The sequence below is a fragment of the Streptomyces sp. NPDC051567 genome (genome assembly GCF_044454165.1).
Taxonomy (GTDB): domain Bacteria; phylum Actinomycetota; class Actinomycetes; order Streptomycetales; family Streptomycetaceae; genus Streptomyces.
In genome coordinates this window covers 108,373-131,475 of record NZ_JBITDK010000002.1, presented here as the reverse complement: position 1 = coordinate 131,475, position 23,103 = coordinate 108,373, and the positions used below count along the sequence as shown (strand labels likewise).

The following is a 23,103-nucleotide window of genomic DNA, read 5'->3' as shown; positions in this document are numbered from 1 at the left end:
CCCCGCCCACGACAGGTGACTGATGGTAAGCCCATGCGCACGCACGGTGGGTAGGGGTCTGCGGGTCCAAAACGGGGGAACCGGCGGAGGGTTGACCTACCCCGGCTCAGACGATCGAACCGTCCACGAAACACCACCGCCAGCTCTCGCCCGGTTCGAAGCTGCGCATCACCGGATGGCCCGTCCCGTGGTAATGCGCGGTGGCGTGCCGGTGGGGAGAGGAATCGCAGCAGCCCACGTGCCCGCACACCAGGCACATCCGCAGCTGGACGGGATGGCTCCCCAGGGCCAGACATTCGGGGCAGGTCCGGCCAAGAGGGGCGGGCTCGGGGCGCGGCAGTTCGGCAACGTGGGTGCACTCGCTCATGATGGCCAGCGTACTGAGCCGGTGGCGCCCAGGACGGTCGGCGGCGAGCGGGAAGGACCTTCGATGGAGGTAGTGCAGCTGGTGGCGCTGGTCGCCGGCAGCGCGATCGTCGCCGGGCTGGCGCGCCGGACACCGGTCCCCGCACCCCTGCTGCTCGTCGCGGCCGGGCTGGTCGCGGCGTACCTCCCGGGCGTGCCCTCGTACGCGCTCGACCCGCACATCGTGCTGCCGCTGCTGCTCCCGCCGCTGCTGTACACGGCCGCCGTGGACAGCTCGTACCTGGACCTGCGCGCGAACCTCCGGCCCGTCGCGCTGCTGTCGGTGGGGTACGTGCTCTTCGCGACGGTCGCCGTCGGGTACGCGGCGTACCTGCTGGTGCCGGGGCTGTCGCTGCCGGTCGCGCTGGTGCTGGGCGCGGTGATCGCGCCGCCCGACGCGGTGGCCGCCACCGCCATCGCCCGCAAGCTCGGGCTGCCGAGCCGGATGACGACCATCCTCCAGGGCGAGTCCCTGGTCAACGACGCCACCGCGATCACCGCCTACAAGGTGGCGCTGGCGGCGGCGGTCGGGGTGAGCGCGGGCTGGGCGGGCGGGATCACGGAGTTCCTGCTGGCCTCGGTGGGCGGGGTCGGCGTCGGCCTGCTGCTGATGGTGCCCATCCACCACCTGCGCAAGCGGCTGCGGGAACCGCTGCTCCAGAACACGCTGTCGCTGCTGATCCCCTTCGTGGCCTACGCGGCGGCCGAACGGGTGGGCGCCTCCGGGGTGCTCGCCGTCGTGGTGGTCGCGCTCTACCTGGGGCACCGGAACTGGCAGGTCGACTTCGCCACCCGGCTCCAGGAGGGGGCGGTGTGGAAGATGGTCGCCTTCATCCTGGAATCGGTGGTCTTCGCGCTGATCGGGCTCCAGCTGCCGGTCGTCCTCAGGGGGCTGGGGCAGTACGACAGCGGGGACGTGGTCCGGTACGCGGTCGTGGTCTTCCTCGCCGTGGTCGTGGCCCGCTTCCTCTGGGTCTTCCCGGCGACCTTCGTGCCCCGGTGGGTCTCCCGGCGGATTCGCGAGCGGGAGCCCGGGACCACCTGGAAGGCGCCGGTGGTCGTGGGCTGGGCGGGGATGCGCGGGGTGGTCTCGCTGGCCATCGCCTTCTCCGTGCCGGTCTCGGTGCCGCACCGCGACCTGATCCTCTTCCTGACCTTCACCACCGTCATCGGGACGCTGGTGGTGCAGGGGCTGACGCTGCCGCCGCTGATCCGGGTGCTGAAACTGCCGCCGCGCGACCCGCACGCCGAGACCCTGGCCGAGGCGCAGGCGCAGAGCGAGGCGTCCCGGGCGGCGGAGGAGCGGCTCACGGAGCTCCTGGCGGAGCCGGGGAACAGCCTGCCGCCGCCGCTGGCGGAGCGGCTGCGCACGGTGCTGGAACGGCGGCGCAACGCGGTGTGGGAGCGGCTCGGCGAGGTCGACGCCGTCACGGGCGAGTCGGCGGACGACGTCTACCGGCGGCTGGCCGGCGAGATGATCGAGGCCGAGCGGGAGGTCTTCGTGGCCCTGCGCGACCAGCGGCGGATCGACGACGAGATGCTGCGCGCCCTGCTGCGCCGCCTGGACCTGGAGGAGGCGGCGGCCTACCGCGAGGAGACGGCCTGACGCGTGCCCGGCTCCCCGTCCGGGCCGTGGGCGGGCCGGCGGCGCGGGTCAGGGGCGGCCCGTGACGACGGCGGCGAGGGTGGTGCCGGGGGCGAAGGCGCCGGACCCGGTGAGCGCGGTCAGGGCCCACAGCAGCTTGGCGACGTAGATCCGCTCGACGGGGAACCCGTGGCGGTCGCCGAAGTCGGCGGCGAAGGCTTCCAGCGCGGCCGGGACCCGGGCGTAGCCGCCGTGGTGGTGGCCCTCGGCCAGGCTCCAGTCACCGGCCGGGCCACCGAAGGCGGCGTGCTGGAGGGAACGTATCTCCCCGTCCAGGAAGCCGCCCGCCAGGACGGGCACGCCGAGCGCCCGCTGGCCGGGGTCCAGCCCGGCGGCCAGGCCCGCCAGGGTCCCGCCGGTCCCGCAGGCCACGGCGACCACGTCGGCCTCGCCCCGCAGCTCCCGGCCCAGCTCGGCGCAGCCCGCCAGGGCCAGGGCGTTGCTGCCGCCCTCGGGCACCACGTACGCGTCGGCCGCGCCGGCCCCGGCCAGCAGCCGGGCCAGGGCCGCGGGCTCGGACTTGCCCCGGTACTGCGACCGGGGGACGAAGTGCAGCCGCATCCCGTCGGCCGCGCACCCGGCCAGCGAGGGGTTGAGGGGGCGCCCGGCCAGCTCGTCCCCGCGGACGATCCCCACGGTCTCCAGCCCGAGCAGCCGCCCGGCCGTCGCGGTGGCCCGCAGGTGGTTGGAGTACGCCCCGCCGAAGGTCACCAGGGCCCGGTGCCCGCCCGCCACCGCGGCCCGCAGGTTCGGCGCGAGCTTGCGCCACTTGTTCCCGGGCAGCCCGGGGTGGACGAGGTCGTCGCGTTTGAGGAGCAGCCGCACGCCGTGCGCGGCGAACCGCTCGTCGGCGGCCTCGACCAGGGGGGAGGGCGGTCGTGGGTCCAGCGGGCCGGGGCCAGGGGCGTTCACCCCTCCATTGTGGGCGCCCCGGCCGTTTCGGAGGTCACCTCGGGGGCTACTTCAGCTGTTCGCCGACGCGGTCGCGCATCGCGGCCATCGTGAACCCCTTGGGGTCGATCTTGCCGGGCTGCCATTCGAGGTGGCCGATCACCGAGGCGGCGGTCCAGCCGTGGACCCGGCAGAGCGCCGCCGCCGCGCGGGCGATGGCGTCGAGCTGGGCCGGGGGCCAGGGGTCCTGGCCGTCGCCGAGGTTCTCGCACTCGAAGCCGTAGAAGTGGCGGTTGCCGTCGGTGTTCGCCTGGTGGTCCGGCGGGAGGCGCCGTTCGGCGATCACCGCCGCGAGGACGTCGGAGTCGCCGGCGCCCGCGTGGTTGGCGCGGCCGTAGCCGACCAGGTGGACGCGGCCGTCCTTGGTGATCACCCCGTGGCAGAGCGGGCCGGGCAGCTCGGAGTAGCCGTCGCGACAGAGCGCGACGGTGCAGTCGGCGCCCTGGGTGACGGTGTGGTGGATCATCACGCCGTTCACCGGGCCCCAGGGGCCCTTGCCGTTGCGGTTGTGCGTGCGCCAGGCGCCGACTTCGACGACGGTCAGGCCCTCGGCCCGCAAAGCGCTCAGGAACCGGTCCGCGGACAGGGGTACGGCCATGGCGGCCTCCTTCGGTGCGAGAGCGATGGTCACTTCCGGTGTCCATCTGCTTACTCTCCGGTGTAGCGGAAGCAATCCTTCCGGGCTAGCCCTCTCGCACGGCGAGCGAACAGATCCGGACACGTCCGGATCTGCCCACCCGCATCAGGCGTTACGCGGAAGCCAGCCAGAGGTCCGGGCCGAACACCTCGTAGTGGATGTCGGCGGCGGCCACGCCCCGGGCGAGCAGCTGCTCGCGTACGGACCGCATGAAGGGGAGCGGTCCGCACAGGTAGGCCGTGGTGCCGGGGGCGAGGGGGACGGCCGACAGGTCCGGGCGGCCCTCGCCGTCGCCCGGCTCGGCCGCCTCCTCGTACCAGAACCGGGCCGAGGCGTCGGCCAGTTTGTGGGTCAGGGCCCGGTGGTCGCCGCGCATCGGATGGTCGGCGGGGGAGCGGTCGGCGTGCAGCACGGTCACGGGGGCGGTGTGCCCGGTGTCGGCCAGGTGCGCCAGCATCGAGAGCATCGGGGTGCAGCCGATGCCGGCCGAGGCGAGCAGGACGGGGGCGGTGCGGTCGCGCAGGACCAGGTCGCCGTAGGGGGCCGAGACGCGGAGCCGGTCGCCCACCGCGACCCGGGCGTGCAGGTGGGTGGAGACCTCGCCGTCGGGGCCCGTGGCGGCCGGCCCGTGGACCCGCTTGACGGTGATCGCGCGGACCGGGGAGCCGGGGGAGGTGGTGAGGCTGTACTGGCGTATCTGCCGGGCGCCGTCGGGGAGTTCGACCTGTACGGAGACGTACTGGCCGGGGGCGAAGGCGGGTGCGGGGGCGCCGTCGGCGGGGGCGATCCGGAAGGTGGCGCAGTCGGCGGTCTCCTCGGTGCGGCCGGTGACGGTCCACTCGCGCCACACGTCGCCCGCCAGGACCCCCCGCTCGGCGTGGAGCCGCTCCTCGATGGCGGCCAGGGCGTTGGCCATCAGCCAGTAGACCTCGTCCCACGCCCCGGCGACCTCGGGGGTGACGGCCTCGCCGAGGACCTCCGCAATCGCGGAGAAGAGGTGGGTGTGGACGACCCGGTACTGCGCGCGGGTGACGCCGAGGGAGGCGTGCTTGTGGGCGATGCGGCCGAGCATCACGTCCGGGCGCCGGTCCGGGTGGGCGACGAGATGGGTGGCGAAGGCCGCGACGGAGCCGGCCAGGGCCTGCTTCTGGAGGCCGGCGTTCTGGTTGCCCCGGTTGAAGAGGTCGCGGAGCAGCTCCGGGTGGGCCTCGAACAGCTTGGCGTAGAAGAGTTCCGTGATGTCGCCGATCGCCGCGCCGACGGCGGGCAGGGTGGCTCGTACGGTCGCGGTCGACTTCTCGGAGAGCATCGGGACTCCTTCTTTCGTTCTTTCGGGTCTTCCGGCGGGCCGGTGTGGATTGGTATCTGAGGTGCATGTTTTCGAGGGCGGGAGATCTTCAAGGACAGCAGAGCCCCGCCGGGGTACGGATTTTTCGCCGGACTTCCCGTCAGGTCCGGCCGGAGCGGGGCCTCGACCGGCGGGAACCGGCCACCGGAATCCCCGGGTCAGGGGCCTGCGGGCCGTCCTGCGGGGCCGCTCGGGGGCCTGCCCGAGATGCCCAGCAGCAGCGGGCCGGTCGGGGCCGCCACCAGGTCGTCCACGGTCAGCGGGTCCAGCGCGGCGAAGAACGCCTCCTGGGCCCGGCGCAGCGCGCCGCGCAGGACACAGGCGCCGCGCAGCGGGCAGGGGGTGGCGCCCTCGCACTCCACGACGTCCCCCGCGCCCTCCAGTTCGCGGACGATCCCGCCCACCGGGGCGGCCCGCCCGGCGGCGGTCAGCCGGAGCCCGCCGCCCCGCCCGCGCCGGGCCTCGACCAGGCCGAGGTGCTGGAGCCGGGCGACCACCTTGGCCGCGTGGGTGTACGGGACCTCCATGGCCGCCGCCACCTCGCGGGTGGTCGGGAGCTCCGCCTCCGCGACGGCCAGGCGCATCAGGACGCGCAGTGCCAGGTCGGTGAATCGGGTCAGCCGCATGGGTTCACCGTAGAAAACTTGCATGCCGTGTGCAAGTTATGGCGGCGGGGCGCGGGGGAGGACGGAGCGGCCCGCCCGGTGGGCACGCCCGGTGGTCCTGGAGCGGCGGGACGGGGGTGACAGACGGGGTGGCTTGAAATCAGTGGGGCGTGAGAGGGCTTCCGAGAATGAAGTGAACTCAACAACCTGCCCCGCACCCACACGGAGTAGTCCCACCCTTTTGTGTAATGGTCTCACCGCGTTTCGTAGTGAATGCTTCCCTACCGCAGGTCCATGGAGTGATCGAAAGTCATCGAAAGAGGAGACACATGTCGGTCCAGGCAGGTTCCGAATCCGAGACCCAGGCACCGCAGAGCAGTCTGGGGACATCGGCCGCGCGGAACTTGGCAACCACGACCAAGTCCGCACCCCAGATGCAGGAGATCACCTCGCGGTGGCTCCTGAAGATGCTCCCGTGGGTGTCGGTGCAGGGTGGTACGTACCGGGTCAACCGGCGGCTGATCCACTCCCTCGGCGACGGACGCGTGGAGTTCGTCAAGACCGGCACCCAGGTCCAGGTGATCCCGGCCGAACTCGGTGAGCTCCCGCTGCTACGCAACTACGAGAACCTTGAGATCCTCGGCGAACTCGCCCAGCGCTTCCGGCAGGTCGAATTCGAGGCGGGCCAGGAGCTGACCTCCTTCGGCAGCCCCTCCGACCAGGTGTTCCTCCTCGCCCACGGCCGCGTCGAGCAGGTCGGCCCCGGCCCCTACGGCGAGGACGCGGTCCTGCGCACGATCGCCGACGGCGCCTACTTCGGCGAGGACGCCCTCGCCGACGACGAGGCGATCTGGGAGTTCACGGCCCGCGCCACCACCTCCGGCACCGCGCTCGTCCTCTCCCGGCAGGACTTCCAGCTCCTCACCGACCGCGTCGACTCGCTGCGCGCCCACGTGGAGCGGGTGCGGTCCCTGCCCGCCCAGCGCACCAACAAGTACGGCGAGGCCGCCATCGACCTCTCCGCCGGCCACCACGGCGAGGCCGTCCTCCCGAGCACCTTCGTGGACTACGAGGCCAAGCCGCGCGAGTACGAACTCTCCATCGCCCAGACCGTGCTGCGCGTCCACACCCGCGTCGCCGACCTGTACAACCAGCCGATGAACCAGACCGAGCAGCAGTTGCGGCTCACGGTCGAGGCGCTGCGCGAGCGCCAGGAGCACGAGATGCTCAACAACCGCGAGTTCGGCCTGCTCCACAACGCCGACTACGACCAGCGCATCCAGCCCCACGACGGCGGGCCCGGCCCCGACGACCTGGACCAGCTGCTCAGCATGCGGCGCGGCTCCAAGTTCTTCCTCGCCCACCCCAAGGCCATCGCCGCCTTCGGCCGCGAGTGCAACAAGCGCGGCATCTACCCCGAGTCCGTCGACGTCGGCGGCCACCGGGTGCCCGCCTGGCGCGGCGTGCCGCTCTTCCCGTCCAACAAGATCCCGATCAGCGACGCCCGCACCACCTCGATCCTGTGCATGCGCACCGGCGAGGACGACCAGGGCGTGATCGGCCTGCACCAGCCGGGCATCCCCGACGAGATCGAGCCGAGCCTGTCGGTCCGGTTCATGGGCATCAGCGAGCAGGCGATCATCTCGTACCTGGTCACCGCCTACTTCTCCGCCGCCGTGCTGGTGCCGGACGCGCTCGGTGTGCTGGAGAACGTCGAGATCGGCCGCTGGAACTGAGCGGGGCGGCCGGAGGGTATCGGGGACACGCCATGGTGACCACAGAGGCCGTGACGGCCACCGGCGAGGGCCAGGAAGCCGCAGCCCTGCTGGAACGGACAAGAGAAACGGTCAACCCGCAACTGCGCGGCGCGGTCGAGAGCCTGCCCGGTTCGATGCGGCGCGTGGCGATGTACCACTTCGGCTGGGAGGACGCGGACGGCACCCCGGCCGCGGGGAACGCGGGCAAGGCCATCCGGCCCGCCCTCGTCCTCGCCGCGGCCCAGGCCCTGCACGGCCCGGCCGGCGCGGGGGACCGCGCCGGGGACGCCGTGCGGGCGGCGGCGGCCGTGGAGCTGGCGCACAACTTCACGCTGCTCCACGACGACGTCATTGACAAGGACGCCCGGCGCCGCGGCCGGGCCACCGCCTGGACCGTCTTCGGGACCTCGGACGCGATCATCGCCGGGGACGCCATGATGGCGCTCGCCCTGCGGCTGCTCGCGGAGGACCCGCACCCGGCCTCGGCGGCGGCCTCGGCCCGGCTCGCGTCCTGTGTCATCGAGCTGTGCGCGGGGCAGCAGGCCGACTGCGCCTTCGAACAGCGCCCGTCCGTCTCGCTGGACGAGTGCCTGACGATGGCCACGGCCAAGACCGGGGCCCTGCTGGGCTGCGCCTGCGCGCTGGGCGCGCTCTACGCGGGGGCCGCACCGGACGAGGTCGACGCGATGGACGCCTTCGGGCGGGAGGCCGGACTGGCCTTCCAGCTCATCGACGACCTGATCGGCATCTGGGGCGACCCGGGACACACCGGCAAGCCCGCCGGGGCCGATCTGCTCGCCCGCAAGAAGTCCCTCCCCGTCGTCGCCGCCCTCACCTCGGGCACCGAGGCGGGGGCGGAGCTGGCGGCCCTGTACGCGGGCCCCATGACCGGGGACGACGTGGACCGGGCGGCCGACGCGGTGGACCGGGCCGGCGGGCGGGACTGGGCGCAGGCCCACGCCGCCGACCGGATGGGCCGGGCGGTGCAGCAGCTCTCCCGGGCCGTGCCGGACCTCGCGGCGGCGGGCGGGCTGCTGGCCCTGGCGGAGTTCGTCACGCGCCGCACCCGCTGACCCCGGGCCGGGGACGAGGACCAGGGCCGAGGACCAGGGCCGCGCCCCGGCGGTACCCGGCCGTCCCCGACGGGACTTCGAGGCATGTTCCGGCACTTCAAGGGTGCCGGAACATGCCTTTCCGCGCGCCCCGCCCCACCCTAGGATCGCTCTGGGCTGTTGATGTGCGAGCGAAGGGTGTGACCAGTGGTGCTGGAGATACGTCAGGCGGATCAGTCGGACCGGGACGCGGTGGCGCTCCTGCTCGACCGTGCCTTCCGCACCGACCCGGTGAGCACCTGGGTCTTCCCGGACCCCGAGCACCGGGCCGCGGTGCACGCCAGGTTCCTCGGCGTCTTCGTGGACGTGGCCCTGGCCGGCGGCCGGATCGACTACGCGGTCGACGGCTCGGCGGCGGCGCTGTGGCTGCGGGTCCCGGCAGGCGAACCGGAGGGCGAGGACGAGACCCCGGCCCTGATGCGGGCGGTGGCCGACCCGGACAACGAGCGGTGCGAGCTGGTCGGCCGGCTGATGGGGGCGGTGCACCCGACGGCCGAGGAGCACGAGTACCTGCTGATGATCGCGGTCGACCCGGAGCGCCAGGGCGAGGGGCTGGGCAGCCGGCTGATCGGGCCGGTGCTGGAGCGGTGCGACCGCGAGGGCGTACCGGCCTACCTGGAGGCGAGCAGCGAACGCAGCATGCGCCTGTACGAGCGCCTGGGCTGGGAACGCACGGGCGAGCCGCTCCGGCTGCCCGACGGCCCGCAGGTATGGCCGATGTGGCGCAAGCCGCGCGGCTGACGCGAAGGGGGCGCGAGCCGCACGACCGACGGCCCCGGGCCCGCGCGGCGTCGGGAGGGAGCGGGGCCGGGCGCGGCCTGGCCGCACCACGGCCCGGGCGGCCCGGACTCCTGACGGAACCCGGGGCCGCCCGGCGCGGTACCCGTCCGGCGGGCCGCCGCCCGCCGGACGCCTTGCCGACGCCGCTCCGGCGGCAGGCACCGGTTACCAGGCACCGGGCCCCGCCGCCGGAGTCCCGCCCGGCCCTGCGCCGAAAGGGACGACCTAGCGCTGTGACCGGAAAGGTTCACCGGCCCGCGACGCCGCGGGCTCACCGGCAGACCTTCCCGGTCACCGCACTAGCCGACGAGTTCCTTCGTGTCCAGGCCGGAGGCGAAGCCGTTGCGCCAGAGCTGGTCCACGCGGGAGCGCTCGGCCGCGTTCGGGTTGGGGTTCTGGCACGAGGTGCCCGGCCCGCCGCCCGACATCAGCTCGCTGCACGGGCCCGAGTAACGGTCCGGCAGGCCCAGGACGTGGCCCGTCTCGTGCGAGGTCACCCGGGTGGAGTTGTACTGCTGGTTCTGGCGGTGGTCGAGGAAGATGTACCCCCGGCCGTGGCCGTCCGTGCTCGCGTACGAACCACGGGGGTCGTTGCCCTCGCGGTAGGAGAAGCTTCCGCCGGAGGAGACCTCCTGGAGCCGGACGTTGACCACCGAGCTGTTCCAGATCTGGGTGGAACGGGCTATCTGGGTGCGGAAGCTGGGCGCGCTCACCGTGTTGTAGGTGACGGTCACGGCGAGGGCGCCCGGGTTGGCGGAACGCTGCTCGGCGACCGCGCGCTGCACGGCCTCGAAGAAGGCGCGGTTGGCGTTCGCGTTCTCCTGGGAGCGCTCGTACGCGGCGTAGGTCGTGGCGTTGCCGGTCGACGCCGGGGCGGCGGTGGCGGTGGGGACGGCGCCGAGGGCGGCGGCGAGGCCGAGGCCGATCGCACCGGCAAGGGCGGCCTTACGGGAGTGGCGCATATGGGGGAGCTCCTACTCGTCCGGGTGGGGGGTGGGCGGTTCGGTACCGGAGTCTGCGGGAGCCCAAGGGCCCGGCGGATGATGTCAGCCCCCGATAACACAGGGCTATCGGGGAGTTTTCGGCGCGCCGACTCCCGTGAGAATGGCGGGATTCGGGGGGATGCCAGTGGCTGGTGCGGTCCACCGGCCCCGGCCTACTCTCGGGGCATGGAGCTTGAGGTCAGGCACCTGCGCGCACTGTGCGCCATCGCCGACGCCGGAAGCCTGCACAAGGCGGCCCGGCAACTCGGCGTGAGCCAGCCCTCCCTGACGACCCAGCTGCGCCGGATCGAACGCGCCCTGGACGGAGAGCTGTTCCTGCGCGAGCGGACCGGCTGCCGCCCCACTCCGTTCGGCCGCACCGTACTGGGCCGGGCCCGGCCGCTGCTCGCCGAGATGGCCGCGCTGGTCGCGGAGGCCCACGCGCAGGCCCGGGGGCCACGGCTGAGGATCGGCTCCACGGCCAGCCGGGCGCTGCCAGGGTGGCTGCGGCGGCTGCACCGGCGGCTGCCGGACACCGAGACCTCGCTGGTGGTGGACGTCTCCGCCAACGCCCTGCTGCGGATGGTGGACGCCGGTCAGCTGGACGTGGCGTTCGTGCACGAGGTGGAGGGCAGCCCGCTGCGGGTGCCGGCCGGACTGGAGGTGCACGTGCTGATGGAGCGGGAGCCGCAGTTCGTGTCGATGTCCCGGGACCATCCGGCCGCCCGCCGGCCCGTGGTGGAGCTACGGGACCTCGCGGCCGACCGGTGGACGGTGGACCCCTCGGTGGACGGGGAGTGGGACGGCCTGCGGCGGGTCTTCGCCGGGGCCGGGCTCGACCCGCCCGTGCTGCACGCCGACTATCACACGGCGGCCTCGCTGATCGTCTCCGGCGAGGCGGTCGCCCCCTGCCAGCCCACCTCGCTGCCGCGCGAGGACATGGCGATCCGGCCGCTGTCGGGCGACCCGCTGGCCGTCCGGCTGCTGCTGGCGACCCGGCCGGGCGCGCACGCGGAGGTCTACGGGGACCTGCGCGCCGCCTACCGCGAGGCCGCGCTGCTGACCCAGCCGTACCGGGCCTGGCTGAGCCACCACGCGAGCCCGCTGCTGGAGGCGGCCCCGGACGCGGAGCCCGCCCCGGCCCCGCCCCCGGGCCCGGAGGCGGCGGCGGCCTGACCGCCGGGCCGGCGCCCCCGCCCGGGGCCGGCCGGCGGGTCAGCGGGTCAGCGGGGCGCCCGGGCCCGGTCGTAGGCCAGGGTCATCGCGCCCTGGGACACCAGCAGCACCCCGGCCGCCGCCCAGCCCGCCCGGCGCCGGCGGGCCGCCCACACCAGCAGCGGGGCCCCGGCCGCGATCTGGGCCGCGCCCAGCAGCCGGGCCCGCGGGCCGCGGACCCACGGGCCGAGCGGGCCCTCCTCCACCGCCTCCAGCTCCGCCCGTACCGCGTCGCGCCAGCCGGACCACTCCACCGCCGCGGAGCCGGGGGCGACCCGGGCGGCCTCCCGCAGCCGGTCGGCGGGTTCGCCCGGGGCCAGTCCGGCGGGGAGCGCCAGTCCGGCGCGGGAGAGCAGCGCGATCAGCCCGAGCAGCCGGGCCGGGCCGTCGGCCGCCTCGTCGGGCCGGGTGAGGCGCTCCAGCTCCTCCAGGTCCAGTACGGGGTCCAGCCCGAGCCGCGCGGACAGCGTCCGCATGGCCTCCGGCTCGCCGTCCGGGCTGCCGTCCGCGGCCCACTCGTAGGCGGCGGAGCGCCGGAAGCCCGACGACAGCAGGAAGCCGGTCCGGCCGTCCTGCCACCACAGGCTCAGCACCGGCCAGTTGGCGCCGATCGCGATCGCCGAGCCCCAGCCCGCCAGCACCTCGGCGACGGACTCCTCCCCGCCCTGCCACGGCTTGCTCTCGGGGACGAGCACGCTCCACTCGCCCGCCGGGGCGAGCAGCAGGCGTTCGCGCAGCAGGTGCGCGGCGGGGCGGGCGGACGGGGGTTCGGCGCGGCAGAGCAGCAGTCCGCCCGCCGTGGTCTGGGAGATCGGCATGCCCACACGCTAAGGCAAATCGTCCCAAAGCGAGGATTTCAGCAGCGCGCTTGACTTCCCTCTAGCGCGATATATCGTGTTGTTCAGAAGACGCGATATGTTGCGTGCGTCGAGACCCGGTCCGTGAACGCACGAGGAGGATCAGCACCATGTCAGAGCAGGCGCCGCAGTCGACGTGGCTCATCGCCGCACCGCAGAAGCTCACCTTCGAGGAGCCGGTGACCGAGCTCCGCGTCCGGATCGTCGGCGGCACGGTCAACGTGGTCGCCGCCGAGGAGGGCCCGGCCCGCCTCGAAGTGACCGAGGTCGCCGGACCGCCCCTGTACGTGGTGCAGGAGGGCGGCGCCCTCACCGTCTCCTACGAGGACCTGCCCTGGAACGGTTCCCAGGGCGTCAAGAAGTGGCTGGAGTCCAAGCCCTGGAAGGCGTGGGCGGGCTCCGGCTCCGGCCGCAAGGCGTGGGAGCGCGACGTCACCCTCACCCTCGCCGTCCCCGCCGCCACCGCCGTCCGGCTGGCCGCCGTCGGGGCCACCGCCTTCGTCTCGGGCATCGGCGGCCCCGCCGAGGTCAGCCTCGTCTCCGGCGACGCCACCTTGTCCGGGCTCTCCGGCCGGGTCAGGGCGAACACCGTCTCCGGCGACGTCGAGGCCCAGTCCGTCACCGGTGACCTCGGCTTCCACTCGGTCTCCGGCGGCCTGACGGTGGTCGACGGCGCGGGTGTGAGCGTACGGGCCGACTCGGTCAGCGGCGACATGCTGATCGACCTCGGGGCCGACCCCGACGCGGGCGCCCCCGGCGGTGACACCGGCGGTGACACCGACCGGGAGCCGGACCCCGGTACCCCGCGCGCGGTCGACATCCACCTGAACTCCGTCTCCGGACAGGTCGTGATCCGGCTCCCGCACCCCGCCGACGCCCGGGTGGAGGCCAACACCGCCAGCGGTGGCGTCTCCAACGCCTTCGAGGACCTGCGGGTCTCCGGCCAGTTCGGCGCCAAGCGGATCACCGGCACGCTCGGCGCGGGCACCGGCACCCTGCGGGCCAGTACCGTCTCCGGCGGGATCGCCCTGCTGCGCCGCCCCGCCCCGGACGCCCCCGCCCCGGACGCCGGGGCCCCTCGGGACGCCGCCCCGGAAGCCTCCCTCCCGCTCGACAAGAAGGTGCTCTGACATGCCGCCCGTCTTCGCCCACGGCCGCCTCCGCCTCTACCTCCTCAAGCTGCTGGACGAGGCCCCGCGCCACGGGTACGAGGTGATCCGCCTGCTGGAGGAGCGCTTCCAGGGGCTGTACGCGCCCTCCGCCGGCACCGTGTACCCGCGCCTGGCCAAGCTGGAGGCCGAGGGCCTGGTCACGCACGCCAGCGAGGGCGGGCGCAAGGTGTACTCGATCACCGAGGCGGGCCGCGCCGAGCTGGCCGACCGCGGCGGCGAGCTGGCCGACCTGGAGCTGGAGATCCGCGACTCGGTCTCCGAACTGGCCGCCGAACTCCGCGACGACGTCCGGGGCGCCGCCGGTGACCTGCGGCGCGAGCTGCGGGCCGCCGCCTCGGCCTCGGCGACCCAGGTCGAGGACGATTCCTGGAAGGCGGCCAAGGAGGAGCTGCGCAAGGCCAGGCAGGAGTGGAAGGAACAGGCGCGCCGGGCGAAGGACGAGAGCCGCCGGGCCCGTGAGGAGGCCCAGCAGGCCCGCCGCCAGGCCAAGGAGGCCCAGGACCGGGCCCGCGAGGAGGTGCAGCGGATCGCGGCCCAGTTCCAGGAGCAGTTCGCGAAGTCGGGCGGTGTCCTGGGCAGCCTGGCCGGGGCCTGGCTCGGCGGTTCCGCACCGGCCGCGCCCCCGGCGCCCGGCGGGGCACCGGGCGGGACACCGGCACCGGGCGGGGTCACCGCCCCGGCCCCGGCGCACGGCGCCGCCCCGGGCGCGGAGTGGGCCCAGGACCTGGCGCCCACCGCCGATCCGGTCCGTGACCTGGACCGGCTGCTGGACCGCTTCCGCGACGAGGTCCGCGACGCGGCCCGCGACCACGGCCTCACCCCCGACCGGCTCGCCGAGGCCCGCGCCCACCTCGCGGCGGCGGCCTCCCGCCTCACCTCGTCCCTCCGCCCGCCCGTCTGACCCGGCCCGTCCGACCACCCCCGCCCGGCCCCGGGCCGTCCGGGGCCGGGCCGGGGTCAGGACATGGTGAGGACGATCTTGCCGAAGAGGTCGCCCGAGGCGAGGCGGCCGAGTCCTTCCCGGGCCCGGTCCAGCGGCAGGACCTCGTCGACGACCGGGCGCACGCCGGCCGTCGCGCAGAACGAGAGCAGGTCCTCCAGCTCGTCCTTGGACCCCATGGTGGAGCCGACCACCTTGAGCTCCAGGAAGAAGATCCGGGTCAGCTCGGCACGGTCCGGGCGGTCGCCGCTGGTCGCACCGGAGATCACCAGGGTCCCGCCCGGACGCAGGGACTTCACCGAGTGGGACCAGGTGGCCGCGCCCACCGTCTCGATCACCGCGTCCACCCGCCGCGGCAGCCGCGCGCCCGGCTCGTACGCCTCCACCGCGCCCAGCGCCACCGCCCGCTCGCGCTTGGCCGCGTCCCGGCTCGTCGCGAAGACGCGCAGGCCCGCCGCCTTGCCGAGGACGATCGCGGCGGTCGCGACCCCGCCGCCCGCGCCCTGCACCAGGACGGAGTCCCCGGGACGGACGCCCGCCTGGGTGAAGAGCATCCGGTAGGCCGTCAGCCAGGCCGTCGGCAGGCACGCGGCCTCCTCGAACGACAGCTCGGCGGGCTTGCGCAGGACGTTCCACGCGGGGACGGAGACCTGTTCGGCGAAGGTCCCCTGATAGCGCTCGGTCAGGATCGAGCGCGGCTCGTCCGGGCCGACGCCGTGGCCGCTCTGGCCGATCACGGAGTGCAGGACGACCTCGTTGCCGTCCTGGTCGGTCCCGGCGGCGTCGCAGCCGAGGATCATCGGCAGGTCCTTCTCGCCGAGGCCCACCCCGCGCAGCGACCACAGGTCGTGGTGGTTGAGGGAGGCGGCCCTCACGTTCACGGTCACCCAGCCGGGCCGTTGGGCCGGAGCCGGGCGTTCGCCCAGCTCAAGGCCGTTCAGCGGCTGGTCACGGTCGATTCGGGCAGCGTAGGCAGCGAACATGCCGCCAGACGCTACCGGTTGGTAGATCCCGCTTCCAGACCTCCGCGCCCGGTTTCCGGCACCTCCGCGCCCGTAACCCGCGCCCGTACCCGTACCCGTACCCGTGCCGGAGCCGGACTCGAACCGGCACGGCCCGCGCCCGCGCCCGCCGGACGCGACGAGGCCCGGCCGGAGCAGATCCGGCCGGGCCTCGTCCCGTACCGCCGCGTACCGCCCCGTACCGCCGCGTACGGCTCGCGCGGGGGCGTCAGCTCAGGCGGGCCACGCCGTCGGCCTTGGCAGCGGCGGCGACCGCCGCCGTGACGGCCTCGGCCACGCGCTCGTCGAACGGGGAGGGGATCACGTAGTCGGCGGAGAGCTCGTCGCCCACGACACCGGCGATGGCGTCGGCGGCGGCGATCTTCATGCCCTCGGTGATCCGGGTGGCGCGCACCTTCAGGGCGCCCGCGAAGATGCCCGGGAACGCCAGCACGTTGTTGATCTGGTTCGGGAAGTCGGAGCGGCCCGTGGCCACGACCGCCGCGTACTTGTGCGCGACGTCCGGGTGGATCTCCGGGGTCGGGTTGGCCATGGCGAAGACGAACGCGTCCTTCGCCATCGTGGCCACCGCGCGCTCGGGCACCGTACCGCCGGAGACGCCGATGAAGACGTCCGCGCCCGCGAGGGCGTCCTCCAGGGAGCCGGTGCGGCCCGTGCGGTTGGTGCGGCCCGCGATCTCCGCCTTGACGTCCGTCAGGTCGGCGCGGTCCGCGGAGACGACGCCCTTGCGGTCGGTGACGCAGACGTCGCCGATGCCCGCGTCCACCAGGATCTTGGCGATGGCGATGCCCGCCGCGCCCGCGCCCGAGATCACGGCGCGCAGGTCGCCGAGGGTGCGCCCGGTCAGCTTCGCGGCGTTGCGCAGCGCGGCCAGCGTCACGATGGCGGTGCCGTGCTGGTCGTCGTGGAAGACCGGGATGTCCAGGAGCTCCTGGAGCCGGCGCTCGATCTCGAAGCAGCGGGGCGCGGAGATGTCCTCCAGGTTGACCCCGCCGAAGGAGGGCGCGAGGCGGACGACGGTCTCGATGATCTCGTCCGTGTCCTTGGTGGCGAGCGCGATCGGGACCGCGTCCACGCCGCCGAACTGCTTGAACAGGATGGCCTTGCCCTCCATCACGGGGAGGGAGGCCTCGGGCCCGATGTCACCGAGTCCGAGCACGGCCGTACCGTCGGTGACGACGGCGACGACGTTGGCCTTCCAGGTGTACTCGTTGACGAGTTCGGGCCGCTCGGCGATGGCGCTGCACACCTTCGCCACGCCGGGCGTGTACGCCAGGGACAGGTCGTCCTTGTCGCGGACCGGGACAGTGGCCCGCACGGCCATCTTGCCGCCCCGGTGCAGGGCGAACACCGCGTCCGGGTTGTTGTCCGTCACGCTGTCGCTGCGAGGATTGACGATCTCCGCTGCCACTTTCTTGACCCCTTAAGTCTTTGAATCGTTGAGGGTGACCACACCTGGTTAAGGGGTGGGCGGGCACCGCGTCCGTACTCCGCGGTGGCGGTTGGCCCGCCTCCGCGAAGGGGAGGTTCGTACGCGCGGGCGCGCCGCACACGCGCCCTGGGCCCCGGATGAGGGGTGTAAGGATCTGTTCTACCGGATGAACGCTCACCCAGACGAGTCGATTCCTGCTCGACCATAAGCCTCTTGTCCGGATTTCAGCGAAAAGTCCAACAGGCTATGTCCGACAGGCGAGACAAGCCGTAAATAATGCGCCAGGTCGCCATGATCACCGTGCATCCTGCGGCCCCGATGACCTTGCCCCGCAGCCCTGTTGACCATCCGGGGCCACCCGTTATCCGATTTTGACCTTATGGGCAGCCTGAATGCGTCAGTCCGAATGGCAAGATGCCCTAATCACACAAGGTCGCGACACTCGACGGTGCGTGCCCGACCGTTCCCGGACGCTTTTTCCACCTGCCGGAGGAACCCGCTCATGACCGCAAGCACCACCCGTCGTACGACCGCCGCCCGGTCCCGGATCGCCGCGGTCGGCGCGATCGCGGTCGCCGGTGCCCTCGTCCTCACGGGCTGCGGGGACCAGACCGACAAGGGCTCCGCGAACCCCTCGGCGAAGACCGAGAACAGCGCCCCGCTCTTCTCCAAGCTCCCGAAGAAGATCCAGGACGCCGGGGTCATCAAGGTCGGCACGGACGCCACCTACGCCCCGATGGAGTTCACCGAGGGCGGCAAGATCGTCGGGGTCGACCCGGACGTCGCCGCCGCCCTGGGCAAGCAGCTCGGCGTGAAGTTCGAGTTCACTTCCGGCACCTTCGACACCCTCCTCGGCGGCCTGCCGACCGGGCGCAGCGACGTCATCATGTCCTCGCTGACGGACAACAAGAACCGCCAGGAGGGCCTGGACGAGAAGGGCCAGAAGACCGGCACGGGCGTCGACTTCGTCGACTACTTCACCGCCTCCACCGGCATCCTGGTCAAGAAGGGCAACCCGGAGGGGATCAAGACCCTCGACGACCTGTGCGGCAAGACGGTCGCCGTCCAGCGCGGCACGACGTACGAGCAGTCCGCCAAGGACCAGGCCGACAAGTGCAAGAAGGACGGCAAGGGCGAACTCAAGGTCGAGTCCTACCCGACCGACGCCGAGGCCCAGATCCGTGTCAAGGCGGGCGGCGCGGCCGCCGACCTGAACGACTCCCCGGTCGCCGCGTACATCGCGCAGACCGCGGGCGGCGGCAACGACTTCGAGGCCATCGCCAACCCGGGCGACGCCGGTCTCTTCGGCATCGCCGTGGACAAGAAGAACACCGAGCTGCGCGACGCCCTCAAGGCCGCTCTCGACGCGACCATCAAGGACGGCACCTACAAGGCGGCCCTGGACAAGTGGAACGCGGGCTCCGGAGCGGTGACCGAGGCCAAGATCAACGCAGGCCAGTGACCTCCGCGCGGGCCATCGACCTCCGCGTAGCACTCTGAAGGGCAGTCACCGTGACTGACAAGCTCGACAAGGTCTCCGGACCGGCGGCGGCCCCGCCGGCCGGGGGCCTTCCCCCCGAGGCCATCCGCGCCATCCCGGTCCGCCACTACGGCCGCTGGGTCAGCGGTGTCCTGGCCGTGGCCCTGGCCGTGGCGCTGGTCTACGCGTTCTCGCAGGGCAACGTGCGCTGGGCGACCGTCCCGGAGAAACTCTTCGACCCCAGCATCGTCAGCGGCATGCTGAGCACGGTCTGGATCAGCGTCTGCTCGATGTTCCTCGGCCTCGTCCTCGGCGTCCTCTTCGCCGTGATGCGCCTCTCGAAGAACCCGGTGACCAGCACCATCGCCTGGTTCTACATCTGGTTCTTCCGCGGCACCCCGGTCTACGTCCAGCTCCTCATCTGGTTCAACCTCGCCCTGATCTTCCCGGTCCTGAACCTCGGGTTCTACAAGGACGAGATGACCCAGGTCATGACGCCGTTCCTGGCCGCCCTGCTGGGCCTGGGCCTCAACGAGGGCGCGTACATGGCGGAGATCGTCCGGGCCGGCATCCAGTCGGTGGACGAGGGCCAGTCCGAGGCCTCGCACGCGCTCGGCATGACCCGGGCCAAGACCATGCGCCGGATCGTGCTGCCGCAGGCGATGCGGGTGATCGTGCCGCCGACGGGCAACGAGTTCATCAACATGCTCAAGACCTCGTCGCTGGTGGTCGCCGTCCAGTACGCCGACCTGCTGCGCGCCGCGCAGGACATCGCCGCGACCTCCTTCGCCGTGATGGAGATGTTCTTCGTCGCGTCGATCTGGTACCTGGCCCTGACCAGCGTGTTCAGCGTCGGCCAGTACTACCTGGAGCGCCGCTACGCGCGCGGCTCCCTGCGCTCCCTGCCGCCCACCCCCTTGCAGAAGATCAAGGCGAACCTGTCCCGATTCTCCAACCGCGAGGCGGTGGCCCGATGACGACTGCCATGGTGAAGGCCGAGGGGGTCCACAAGTCCTTCGGCGCCGCGCACATCCTCAAGGGGATCGACCTGGAGGTCGCCCCGCGTGAGGTCTTCTGCCTGGTCGGCCCGTCCGGCTCCGGCAAGTCGACCTTCCTGCGGTGCATCAACCACCTGGAGCAGATCAACGCGGGGCGGCTGTACGTCGACGGGGACCTCGTCGGCTACCGGCAGAAGGGCGACAAGCTCTACGAGCTGAAGGAGAGCGAGGTCGCGGCGCAGCGCAAGGACATCGGCATGGTGTTCCAGCGCTTCAACCTCTTCCCGCACATGACGGCGATCGAGAACGTCATGGAAGCCCCGGTCATGGTCAAGCGCGAGAGCAAGGCGGTGGCGCGCGAGCGCGCCGTGCGGCTGCTGGACCGGGTGGGCCTGGGCGACAAGGGCGGGAACTACCCCTCCCAGCTCTCCGGCGGCCAGCAGCAGCGGGTGGCGATCGCCCGCGCCCTGGCCATGGAGCCGAAGCTGATGCTCTTCGACGAGCCCACCTCGGCGCTCGACCCGGAGCTGGTGGGTGACGTCCTGGACGTCATGCGGGACCTGGCCGAGTCGGGGATGACCATGATCGTGGTCACCCACGAGATGGGCTTCGCCCGCGAGGTCGGCGACAGCCTCGTCTTCATGGACGGCGGCGTGGTCGTGGAGTCGGGCAGCCCGCGCGAGGTGCTGGGCAACCCGCAGCACGACCGGACGAAGGCGTTCCTGTCCAAGGTGCTGTAGCCGCGCGGTGGCGCGGTCGCCCGGTGGCGCGGTCGCCCGGTGGCGGTGAGGCCACCGCGGGACGACCGCGAGGCGTGCGGGAGGGCGGTACGGAGACCCGTACCGCCCTCCCGCACGCCCACTTCCGGTTTCCCCTACTTCAGACCTAGGACCAGCCCGTCCGAGGGGGAGCGCCAGACGGTACGGGCCTCCGCGAAGCCCGCGTCGAGGAGGGTGGCGACGTGCCAGGCCTCGGAGGGGGTCTCGCCCTCCGCGTGCTCCCCGTAGATCTCGAACCGGCGCTCGACCGGTCCGGCCAGGACCGGGTCCGCCGCGGCCAGCTCCCACCACCGGTCCCAGTCGACGGCCCCGGCCGCCCTGGCCCGGTCCATGGCGGCGTGCCGGTGGGCGTGCTCGGCGGCGTTCAGGCGCGGGGTGGCCGGGTCGGGCATGTGGTCGGCGTTCATGAAGACCCCGCCGGGGCGGACCAGGGGCGCGAGCCGCCGGTAGAGGGCGGCGAGGTCCGCGGCGGGCAGCCAGTGCAGGGCCGTGGCCGTCAGGATCGCGTCGTAGCCGGGGTGCGGGGCGCCGGCCGGTCCGTCCGTCTCCCGGGGGAGGGCGGCGGGCCAGTGCGGGTCCTTGAGGTCGGCCGTCACGAAGGTGACCCGCCCGTCGCCCGCGAAGTGGCCGCGGGCGATGGCCAGCAGCGCCGGGTCGAGGTCGACGCCCGTGCTGGTGGCCTCCGGGAACCGCTTGAGGAGGCGGTCGGTGATGCTTCCCGTGCCGCAGGCGAGGTCGAGGACCCGGGGGGCCGGTCCCGCCAGTGCCTCGACCATGTCCAGCATCACCCGGAACCGCTCCTCGCGGTCGGGCAGGTACCACTCCTGCTGCCGGTCCCAGCTGTCCTGCCAGTTCTGCCAGTAGTGCGTGTCCGTCACGGTGTCCGCCATCCTGGACCCCTCCCTACGTAATACCCTCGAATACGTCTCGGCCGTTACCCGGGACACTAATCCGCCGCCGTAAGGACTACAAGTGGAACTGGCCCATTACTCGGACTATGCCGTGCGCCTGGTCAACACCGAGGAGCCGGCCCGCAACAAGGACGCGCTCACCTCGGTGGACGCCGTCCTCGCCCTGGTCGGCCCCAACGCGCAGGTCGCCCGCCGCGTCACCGACACCGACGTCACCCGCTTCCGCAACGTCCGCGGCCGGCTGCGCGCCGTCTTCGAGGCCGCCGACAACGGCGACCACGTCCTCGCGGTCGACCTGCTGAACTCCCTCCTCATGGAGTTCCCCGTCAGCCCCCAGGTCTCCGGGCACGAGCTGATCGGCGAGAACGGCACCCCCGACTGGCACATCCACCTCGCCGACCACCCCTCCAACGCCTCCGCCGGGTACGCCGCCATCGCCTCCATGGGACTCGCCTTCCACCTCACCGAGCACGGCCCCGACCGCCTGGGCCTGTGCCGGGCCGCGCCCTGCCGCAACGCCTACCTCGACACCTCCACCAACCGCTCCCGCCGCTACTGCTCCGACCGCTGCGCCACCCGCGCCAACGTCGCCGCCTACCGCGCCCGCAAGCGGCTGGAGGCCGAGGAGTCCGCCCGCAGCGGGCGCAGCGCCGAGACCGCCCAGGAGACCCGCGCCCTCAGCGACCGCTGACCCGCCCCGCGCGGCCGGAACCGCAGCACCGCCGTCGCCAGCACCAGCTCCTCGGGCACCGTCCCGTAGTCGGTGCTGTCGCCGGTCCGGTTGTACGGGTTGTCGCCCAGCACCCACCAGCCGCCCGGCCGCCGCCCGGCCGCCCGCTTGACCACCAGCAGGTCCTGCTGGAACGGGTGGCGCAGCACGACCACGTGCCCCGGCCGCACGGCCGCCCCGTACCGGACCAGCAGCCGGTCCCCGTCGAGCAGTGTCGGCACCATCGACGGGCCCGCCACCTCCAGCACCTCGAACCCCGTCCGGCCCTGCCCTCGCTCCGTCATGCGTGACCTCCTCGTCACCCTCCTCGCCGCCCTCCCGGACACCTGCGCATGCTGCCGTACGGGCCCGTGCGTCCGCCCGGCCCGGCCGGTGCGCCCCTGGACTTTTGTCCTAAGCCCATGGGGGCGGCGGCGAAAACCGCTTTCCCAGCGAGTAATCTCCCCCTTGAGAAGACGATCACGAGGAGGACACACTCCATGCTTTCCCGCCTCTTCGCCCCCAAGGCGAAGGTCTCCGCCCACTGCGATCTGCCGTGCGGCGTGTACGACCCTGCCCAGGCCCGCATCGAGGCCGAGTCCGTCAAGGCCGTGCAGGAGAAGTACCAGGCCAACGACGACGCCGACTTCCGCGCGCGCGCCATCACCATCAAGGAGCAGCGCGCCGAGCTGGCCAAGCACCACATCTCGGTGCTGTGGAGCGACTACTTCAAGCCGCCGCACTTCGAGAAGTACCCGCAGCTGCACACCCTGGTCAACGACACCCTGAAGGCCCTCTCGGCCGCCAAGGCCTCGCACGACCCGGCGACCGGCCAGAAGGCCCTCGACCTCATCGCCGAGGTCGACCGCATCTTCTGGGAGACCAAGGCCGCCTGACCCCGGGCACGCCCCACCCTCCCGCGCCGCCCGCGGGCGGCGCACGAGAACGGCCCGACCGCTTCCGCGGCCGGGCCGTTCCCCGTTCTCCCGGGCATCCCGGTCCGGGCATCCCCCGGTCCGGTCCGTTCCGGCTCCGGTCCGCCCGGGGCCGGGCCCCGGGGCTACTCGTCGTCCTCGTCGTCCTCGTCGTCCAGGCGCGCCAGCCAGGTCGCCAGGCGTTCCACCGGGACCTCGAAGTCCGGGTTGAGGTCGACGAAGGTGCGCAGCTGCTCGGCGAGCCACTCGAAGGTGACCTCCTCCTCGCCGCGCCGCTTCTCCAGCTCCTCGATGCCGCGATCGGTGAAGTACAACGTCGTGCTCCGTGCCGTGAGAGGGATGTGCGGGGGATGTTTCCCGCCAGGATAATCCGACTGTCCGGCGCGGCCTCCCCTCCTCCCGCTCCCGGCGCTAGCCTTGATCTCCGCGA

General features: G+C 73.1%; 24 protein-coding genes. 12 read left to right on the top strand and 12 right to left on the bottom strand.

The genetic code is table 11. The features are described from left to right. Window positions 1-106: 106 nt before the first annotated feature. Entirely contained in the window at window positions 107-367 is a 261-nt protein-coding gene (locus tag ACIA5F_RS02725; RefSeq protein WP_399348362.1) for a UBP-type zinc finger domain-containing protein, read from the bottom strand. Between the two features lie 63 nt (window positions 368-430). On the opposite strand from ACIA5F_RS02725, the gene ACIA5F_RS02720 reads away from it, so the two are divergent. Beyond that, window positions 431-2,011, top strand: coding sequence for a Na+/H+ antiporter (locus ACIA5F_RS02720; protein ID WP_399348360.1), 1,581 nt, complete (start codon window positions 431-433; stop codon window positions 2,009-2,011). A 48-nt stretch (window positions 2,012-2,059) separates the two neighbouring features. Here ACIA5F_RS02720 and ACIA5F_RS02715 read toward each other — a convergent pair whose 3' ends face one another. The 4 genes from ACIA5F_RS02715 to ACIA5F_RS02700 form a co-directional block, all read right to left on the bottom strand. Further along, window positions 2,060-2,962, bottom strand: coding sequence for a 1-aminocyclopropane-1-carboxylate deaminase/D-cysteine desulfhydrase (locus tag ACIA5F_RS02715; RefSeq protein ID WP_399348358.1), 903 nt, complete (start codon window positions 2,960-2,962; stop codon window positions 2,060-2,062). Window positions 2,963-3,008: 46 nt separating this feature from the next. Continuing rightward, window positions 3,009-3,599 (bottom strand): N-acetylmuramoyl-L-alanine amidase, encoded by a 591-nt coding sequence (locus ACIA5F_RS02710; RefSeq protein ID WP_399348356.1) that lies wholly within the window; start codon window positions 3,597-3,599, stop codon window positions 3,009-3,011. A 151-nt stretch (window positions 3,600-3,750) separates the two neighbouring features. Further along, complete coding sequence (locus ACIA5F_RS02705; protein WP_399348354.1) at window positions 3,751-4,947, bottom strand: globin domain-containing protein; 1,197 nt, start codon at window positions 4,945-4,947, stop codon at window positions 3,751-3,753. Window positions 4,948-5,144: 197 nt separating this feature from the next. Next, window positions 5,145-5,612 (bottom strand): RrF2 family transcriptional regulator, encoded by a 468-nt coding sequence (locus ACIA5F_RS02700; RefSeq protein ID WP_399348352.1) that lies wholly within the window; start codon window positions 5,610-5,612, stop codon window positions 5,145-5,147. A 308-nt stretch (window positions 5,613-5,920) separates the two neighbouring features. Here ACIA5F_RS02700 and ACIA5F_RS02695 point away from each other — a divergent pair, with 308 nt between their 5' ends. The 3 genes from ACIA5F_RS02695 (at window position 5,921) to ACIA5F_RS02685 (ending at window position 9,201) form a co-directional block, all read left to right on the top strand. Continuing rightward, complete coding sequence (locus ACIA5F_RS02695; RefSeq protein ID WP_399348350.1) at window positions 5,921-7,327, top strand: family 2B encapsulin nanocompartment shell protein; 1,407 nt, start codon at window positions 5,921-5,923, stop codon at window positions 7,325-7,327. A 32-nt stretch (window positions 7,328-7,359) separates the two neighbouring features. After that, entirely contained in the window at window positions 7,360-8,421 is a 1,062-nt protein-coding gene (locus ACIA5F_RS02690; protein WP_399348348.1) for a family 2 encapsulin nanocompartment cargo protein polyprenyl transferase, read from the top strand. Between the two features lie 186 nt (window positions 8,422-8,607). Next, entirely contained in the window at window positions 8,608-9,201 is a 594-nt protein-coding gene (locus ACIA5F_RS02685) for a GNAT family N-acetyltransferase (protein ID WP_399348346.1), read from the top strand. Between the two features lie 338 nt (window positions 9,202-9,539). Here ACIA5F_RS02685 and snpA read toward each other — a convergent pair whose 3' ends face one another. Beyond that, window positions 9,540-10,202 (bottom strand): snapalysin, encoded by a 663-nt coding sequence (snpA, locus tag ACIA5F_RS02680; protein WP_399348344.1) that lies wholly within the window; start codon window positions 10,200-10,202, stop codon window positions 9,540-9,542. A 207-nt stretch (window positions 10,203-10,409) separates the two neighbouring features. Between snpA and ACIA5F_RS02675 the strand changes: the two genes are divergently transcribed. Further along, a complete protein-coding gene (locus tag ACIA5F_RS02675) occupies window positions 10,410-11,399 on the top strand; it encodes a LysR family transcriptional regulator (RefSeq protein WP_399348342.1) in 990 nt (329 codons plus the stop codon). 47 nt (window positions 11,400-11,446) lie between these two features. On the opposite strand, the gene ACIA5F_RS02670 is transcribed toward ACIA5F_RS02675, so the two are convergent. Continuing rightward, complete coding sequence (locus tag ACIA5F_RS02670) at window positions 11,447-12,250, bottom strand: hypothetical protein (RefSeq protein WP_399348880.1); 804 nt, start codon at window positions 12,248-12,250, stop codon at window positions 11,447-11,449. 155 nt (window positions 12,251-12,405) lie between these two features. Between ACIA5F_RS02670 and ACIA5F_RS02665 the strand changes: the two genes are divergently transcribed. Both ACIA5F_RS02665 and ACIA5F_RS02660 read left to right on the top strand, forming a co-directional pair. Further along, window positions 12,406-13,425, top strand: a complete 1,020-nt coding sequence (locus tag ACIA5F_RS02665) for a DUF4097 family beta strand repeat-containing protein (RefSeq protein WP_399348340.1) — start codon at window positions 12,406-12,408, stop codon at window positions 13,423-13,425. A 1-nt stretch (window position 13,426) separates the two neighbouring features. Further along, on the top strand, window positions 13,427-14,368 hold the full coding sequence (locus ACIA5F_RS02660) for a helix-turn-helix transcriptional regulator (protein WP_399348338.1): 942 nt from the start codon (window positions 13,427-13,429) through the stop codon (window positions 14,366-14,368). 56 nt (window positions 14,369-14,424) lie between these two features. On the opposite strand, the gene ACIA5F_RS02655 is transcribed toward ACIA5F_RS02660, so the two are convergent. Further along, complete coding sequence (locus ACIA5F_RS02655; RefSeq protein WP_399348336.1) at window positions 14,425-15,390, bottom strand: zinc-binding dehydrogenase; 966 nt, start codon at window positions 15,388-15,390, stop codon at window positions 14,425-14,427. 247 nt (window positions 15,391-15,637) lie between these two features. Next, entirely contained in the window at window positions 15,638-16,840 is a 1,203-nt protein-coding gene (locus ACIA5F_RS02650) for an NADP-dependent malic enzyme (protein WP_399348334.1), read from the bottom strand. A 523-nt stretch (window positions 16,841-17,363) separates the two neighbouring features. Here ACIA5F_RS02650 and ACIA5F_RS02645 point away from each other — a divergent pair. Genes ACIA5F_RS02645 through ACIA5F_RS02635 form a run of 3 tightly spaced genes read left to right on the top strand, consistent with a single transcriptional unit; the run spans window position 17,364 to window position 20,079 of the window. Then, window positions 17,364-18,323 carry an ABC transporter substrate-binding protein gene (locus ACIA5F_RS02645; RefSeq protein ID WP_399348332.1) on the top strand — a complete coding sequence of 320 codons (960 nt, stop codon included), beginning with the start codon at window positions 17,364-17,366 and terminating at the stop codon, window positions 18,321-18,323. 50 nt (window positions 18,324-18,373) lie between these two features. Then, entirely contained in the window at window positions 18,374-19,318 is a 945-nt protein-coding gene (locus tag ACIA5F_RS02640) for an amino acid ABC transporter permease (protein ID WP_399348330.1), read from the top strand. Continuing rightward, window positions 19,315-20,079 carry an amino acid ABC transporter ATP-binding protein gene (locus tag ACIA5F_RS02635; protein WP_399348328.1) on the top strand — a complete coding sequence of 255 codons (765 nt, stop codon included), beginning with the start codon at window positions 19,315-19,317 and terminating at the stop codon, window positions 20,077-20,079. Before ACIA5F_RS02640 ends, ACIA5F_RS02635 begins: the two co-directional genes overlap by 4 nt. Window positions 20,080-20,213: 134 nt before the next feature. Here ACIA5F_RS02635 and ACIA5F_RS02630 read toward each other — a convergent pair whose 3' ends face one another. Further along, the gene (locus tag ACIA5F_RS02630; RefSeq protein ID WP_399348326.1) at window positions 20,214-21,008 is read right to left on the bottom strand and encodes a class I SAM-dependent methyltransferase; all 795 of its coding nucleotides are present in this window, start codon (window positions 21,006-21,008) and stop codon (window positions 20,214-20,216) included. Between the two features lie 82 nt (window positions 21,009-21,090). On the opposite strand from ACIA5F_RS02630, the gene ACIA5F_RS02625 reads away from it, so the two are divergent. Further along, a complete protein-coding gene (locus ACIA5F_RS02625; RefSeq protein WP_399348324.1) occupies window positions 21,091-21,720 on the top strand; it encodes a CGNR zinc finger domain-containing protein in 630 nt (209 codons plus the stop codon). On the opposite strand, the gene sodX is transcribed toward ACIA5F_RS02625, so the two are convergent. Beyond that, on the bottom strand, window positions 21,624-22,043 hold the full coding sequence (sodX, locus tag ACIA5F_RS02620; protein ID WP_399348322.1) for a nickel-type superoxide dismutase maturation protease: 420 nt from the start codon (window positions 22,041-22,043) through the stop codon (window positions 21,624-21,626). The genes ACIA5F_RS02625 and sodX overlap by 97 nt on opposite strands. 195 nt (window positions 22,044-22,238) lie before the next feature. On the opposite strand from sodX, the gene sodN reads away from it, so the two are divergent. After that, window positions 22,239-22,634, top strand: a complete 396-nt coding sequence (gene sodN, locus ACIA5F_RS02615; RefSeq protein WP_399348320.1) for a superoxide dismutase, Ni — start codon at window positions 22,239-22,241, stop codon at window positions 22,632-22,634. Between the two features lie 164 nt (window positions 22,635-22,798). Here the strand turns inward: sodN and ACIA5F_RS02610 are convergent, their stop codons facing one another. Beyond that, window positions 22,799-22,987 (bottom strand): DUF6104 family protein, encoded by a 189-nt coding sequence (locus ACIA5F_RS02610; RefSeq protein WP_030597201.1) that lies wholly within the window; start codon window positions 22,985-22,987, stop codon window positions 22,799-22,801. Between the last annotated feature and the right edge of the window lie 116 nt (window positions 22,988-23,103).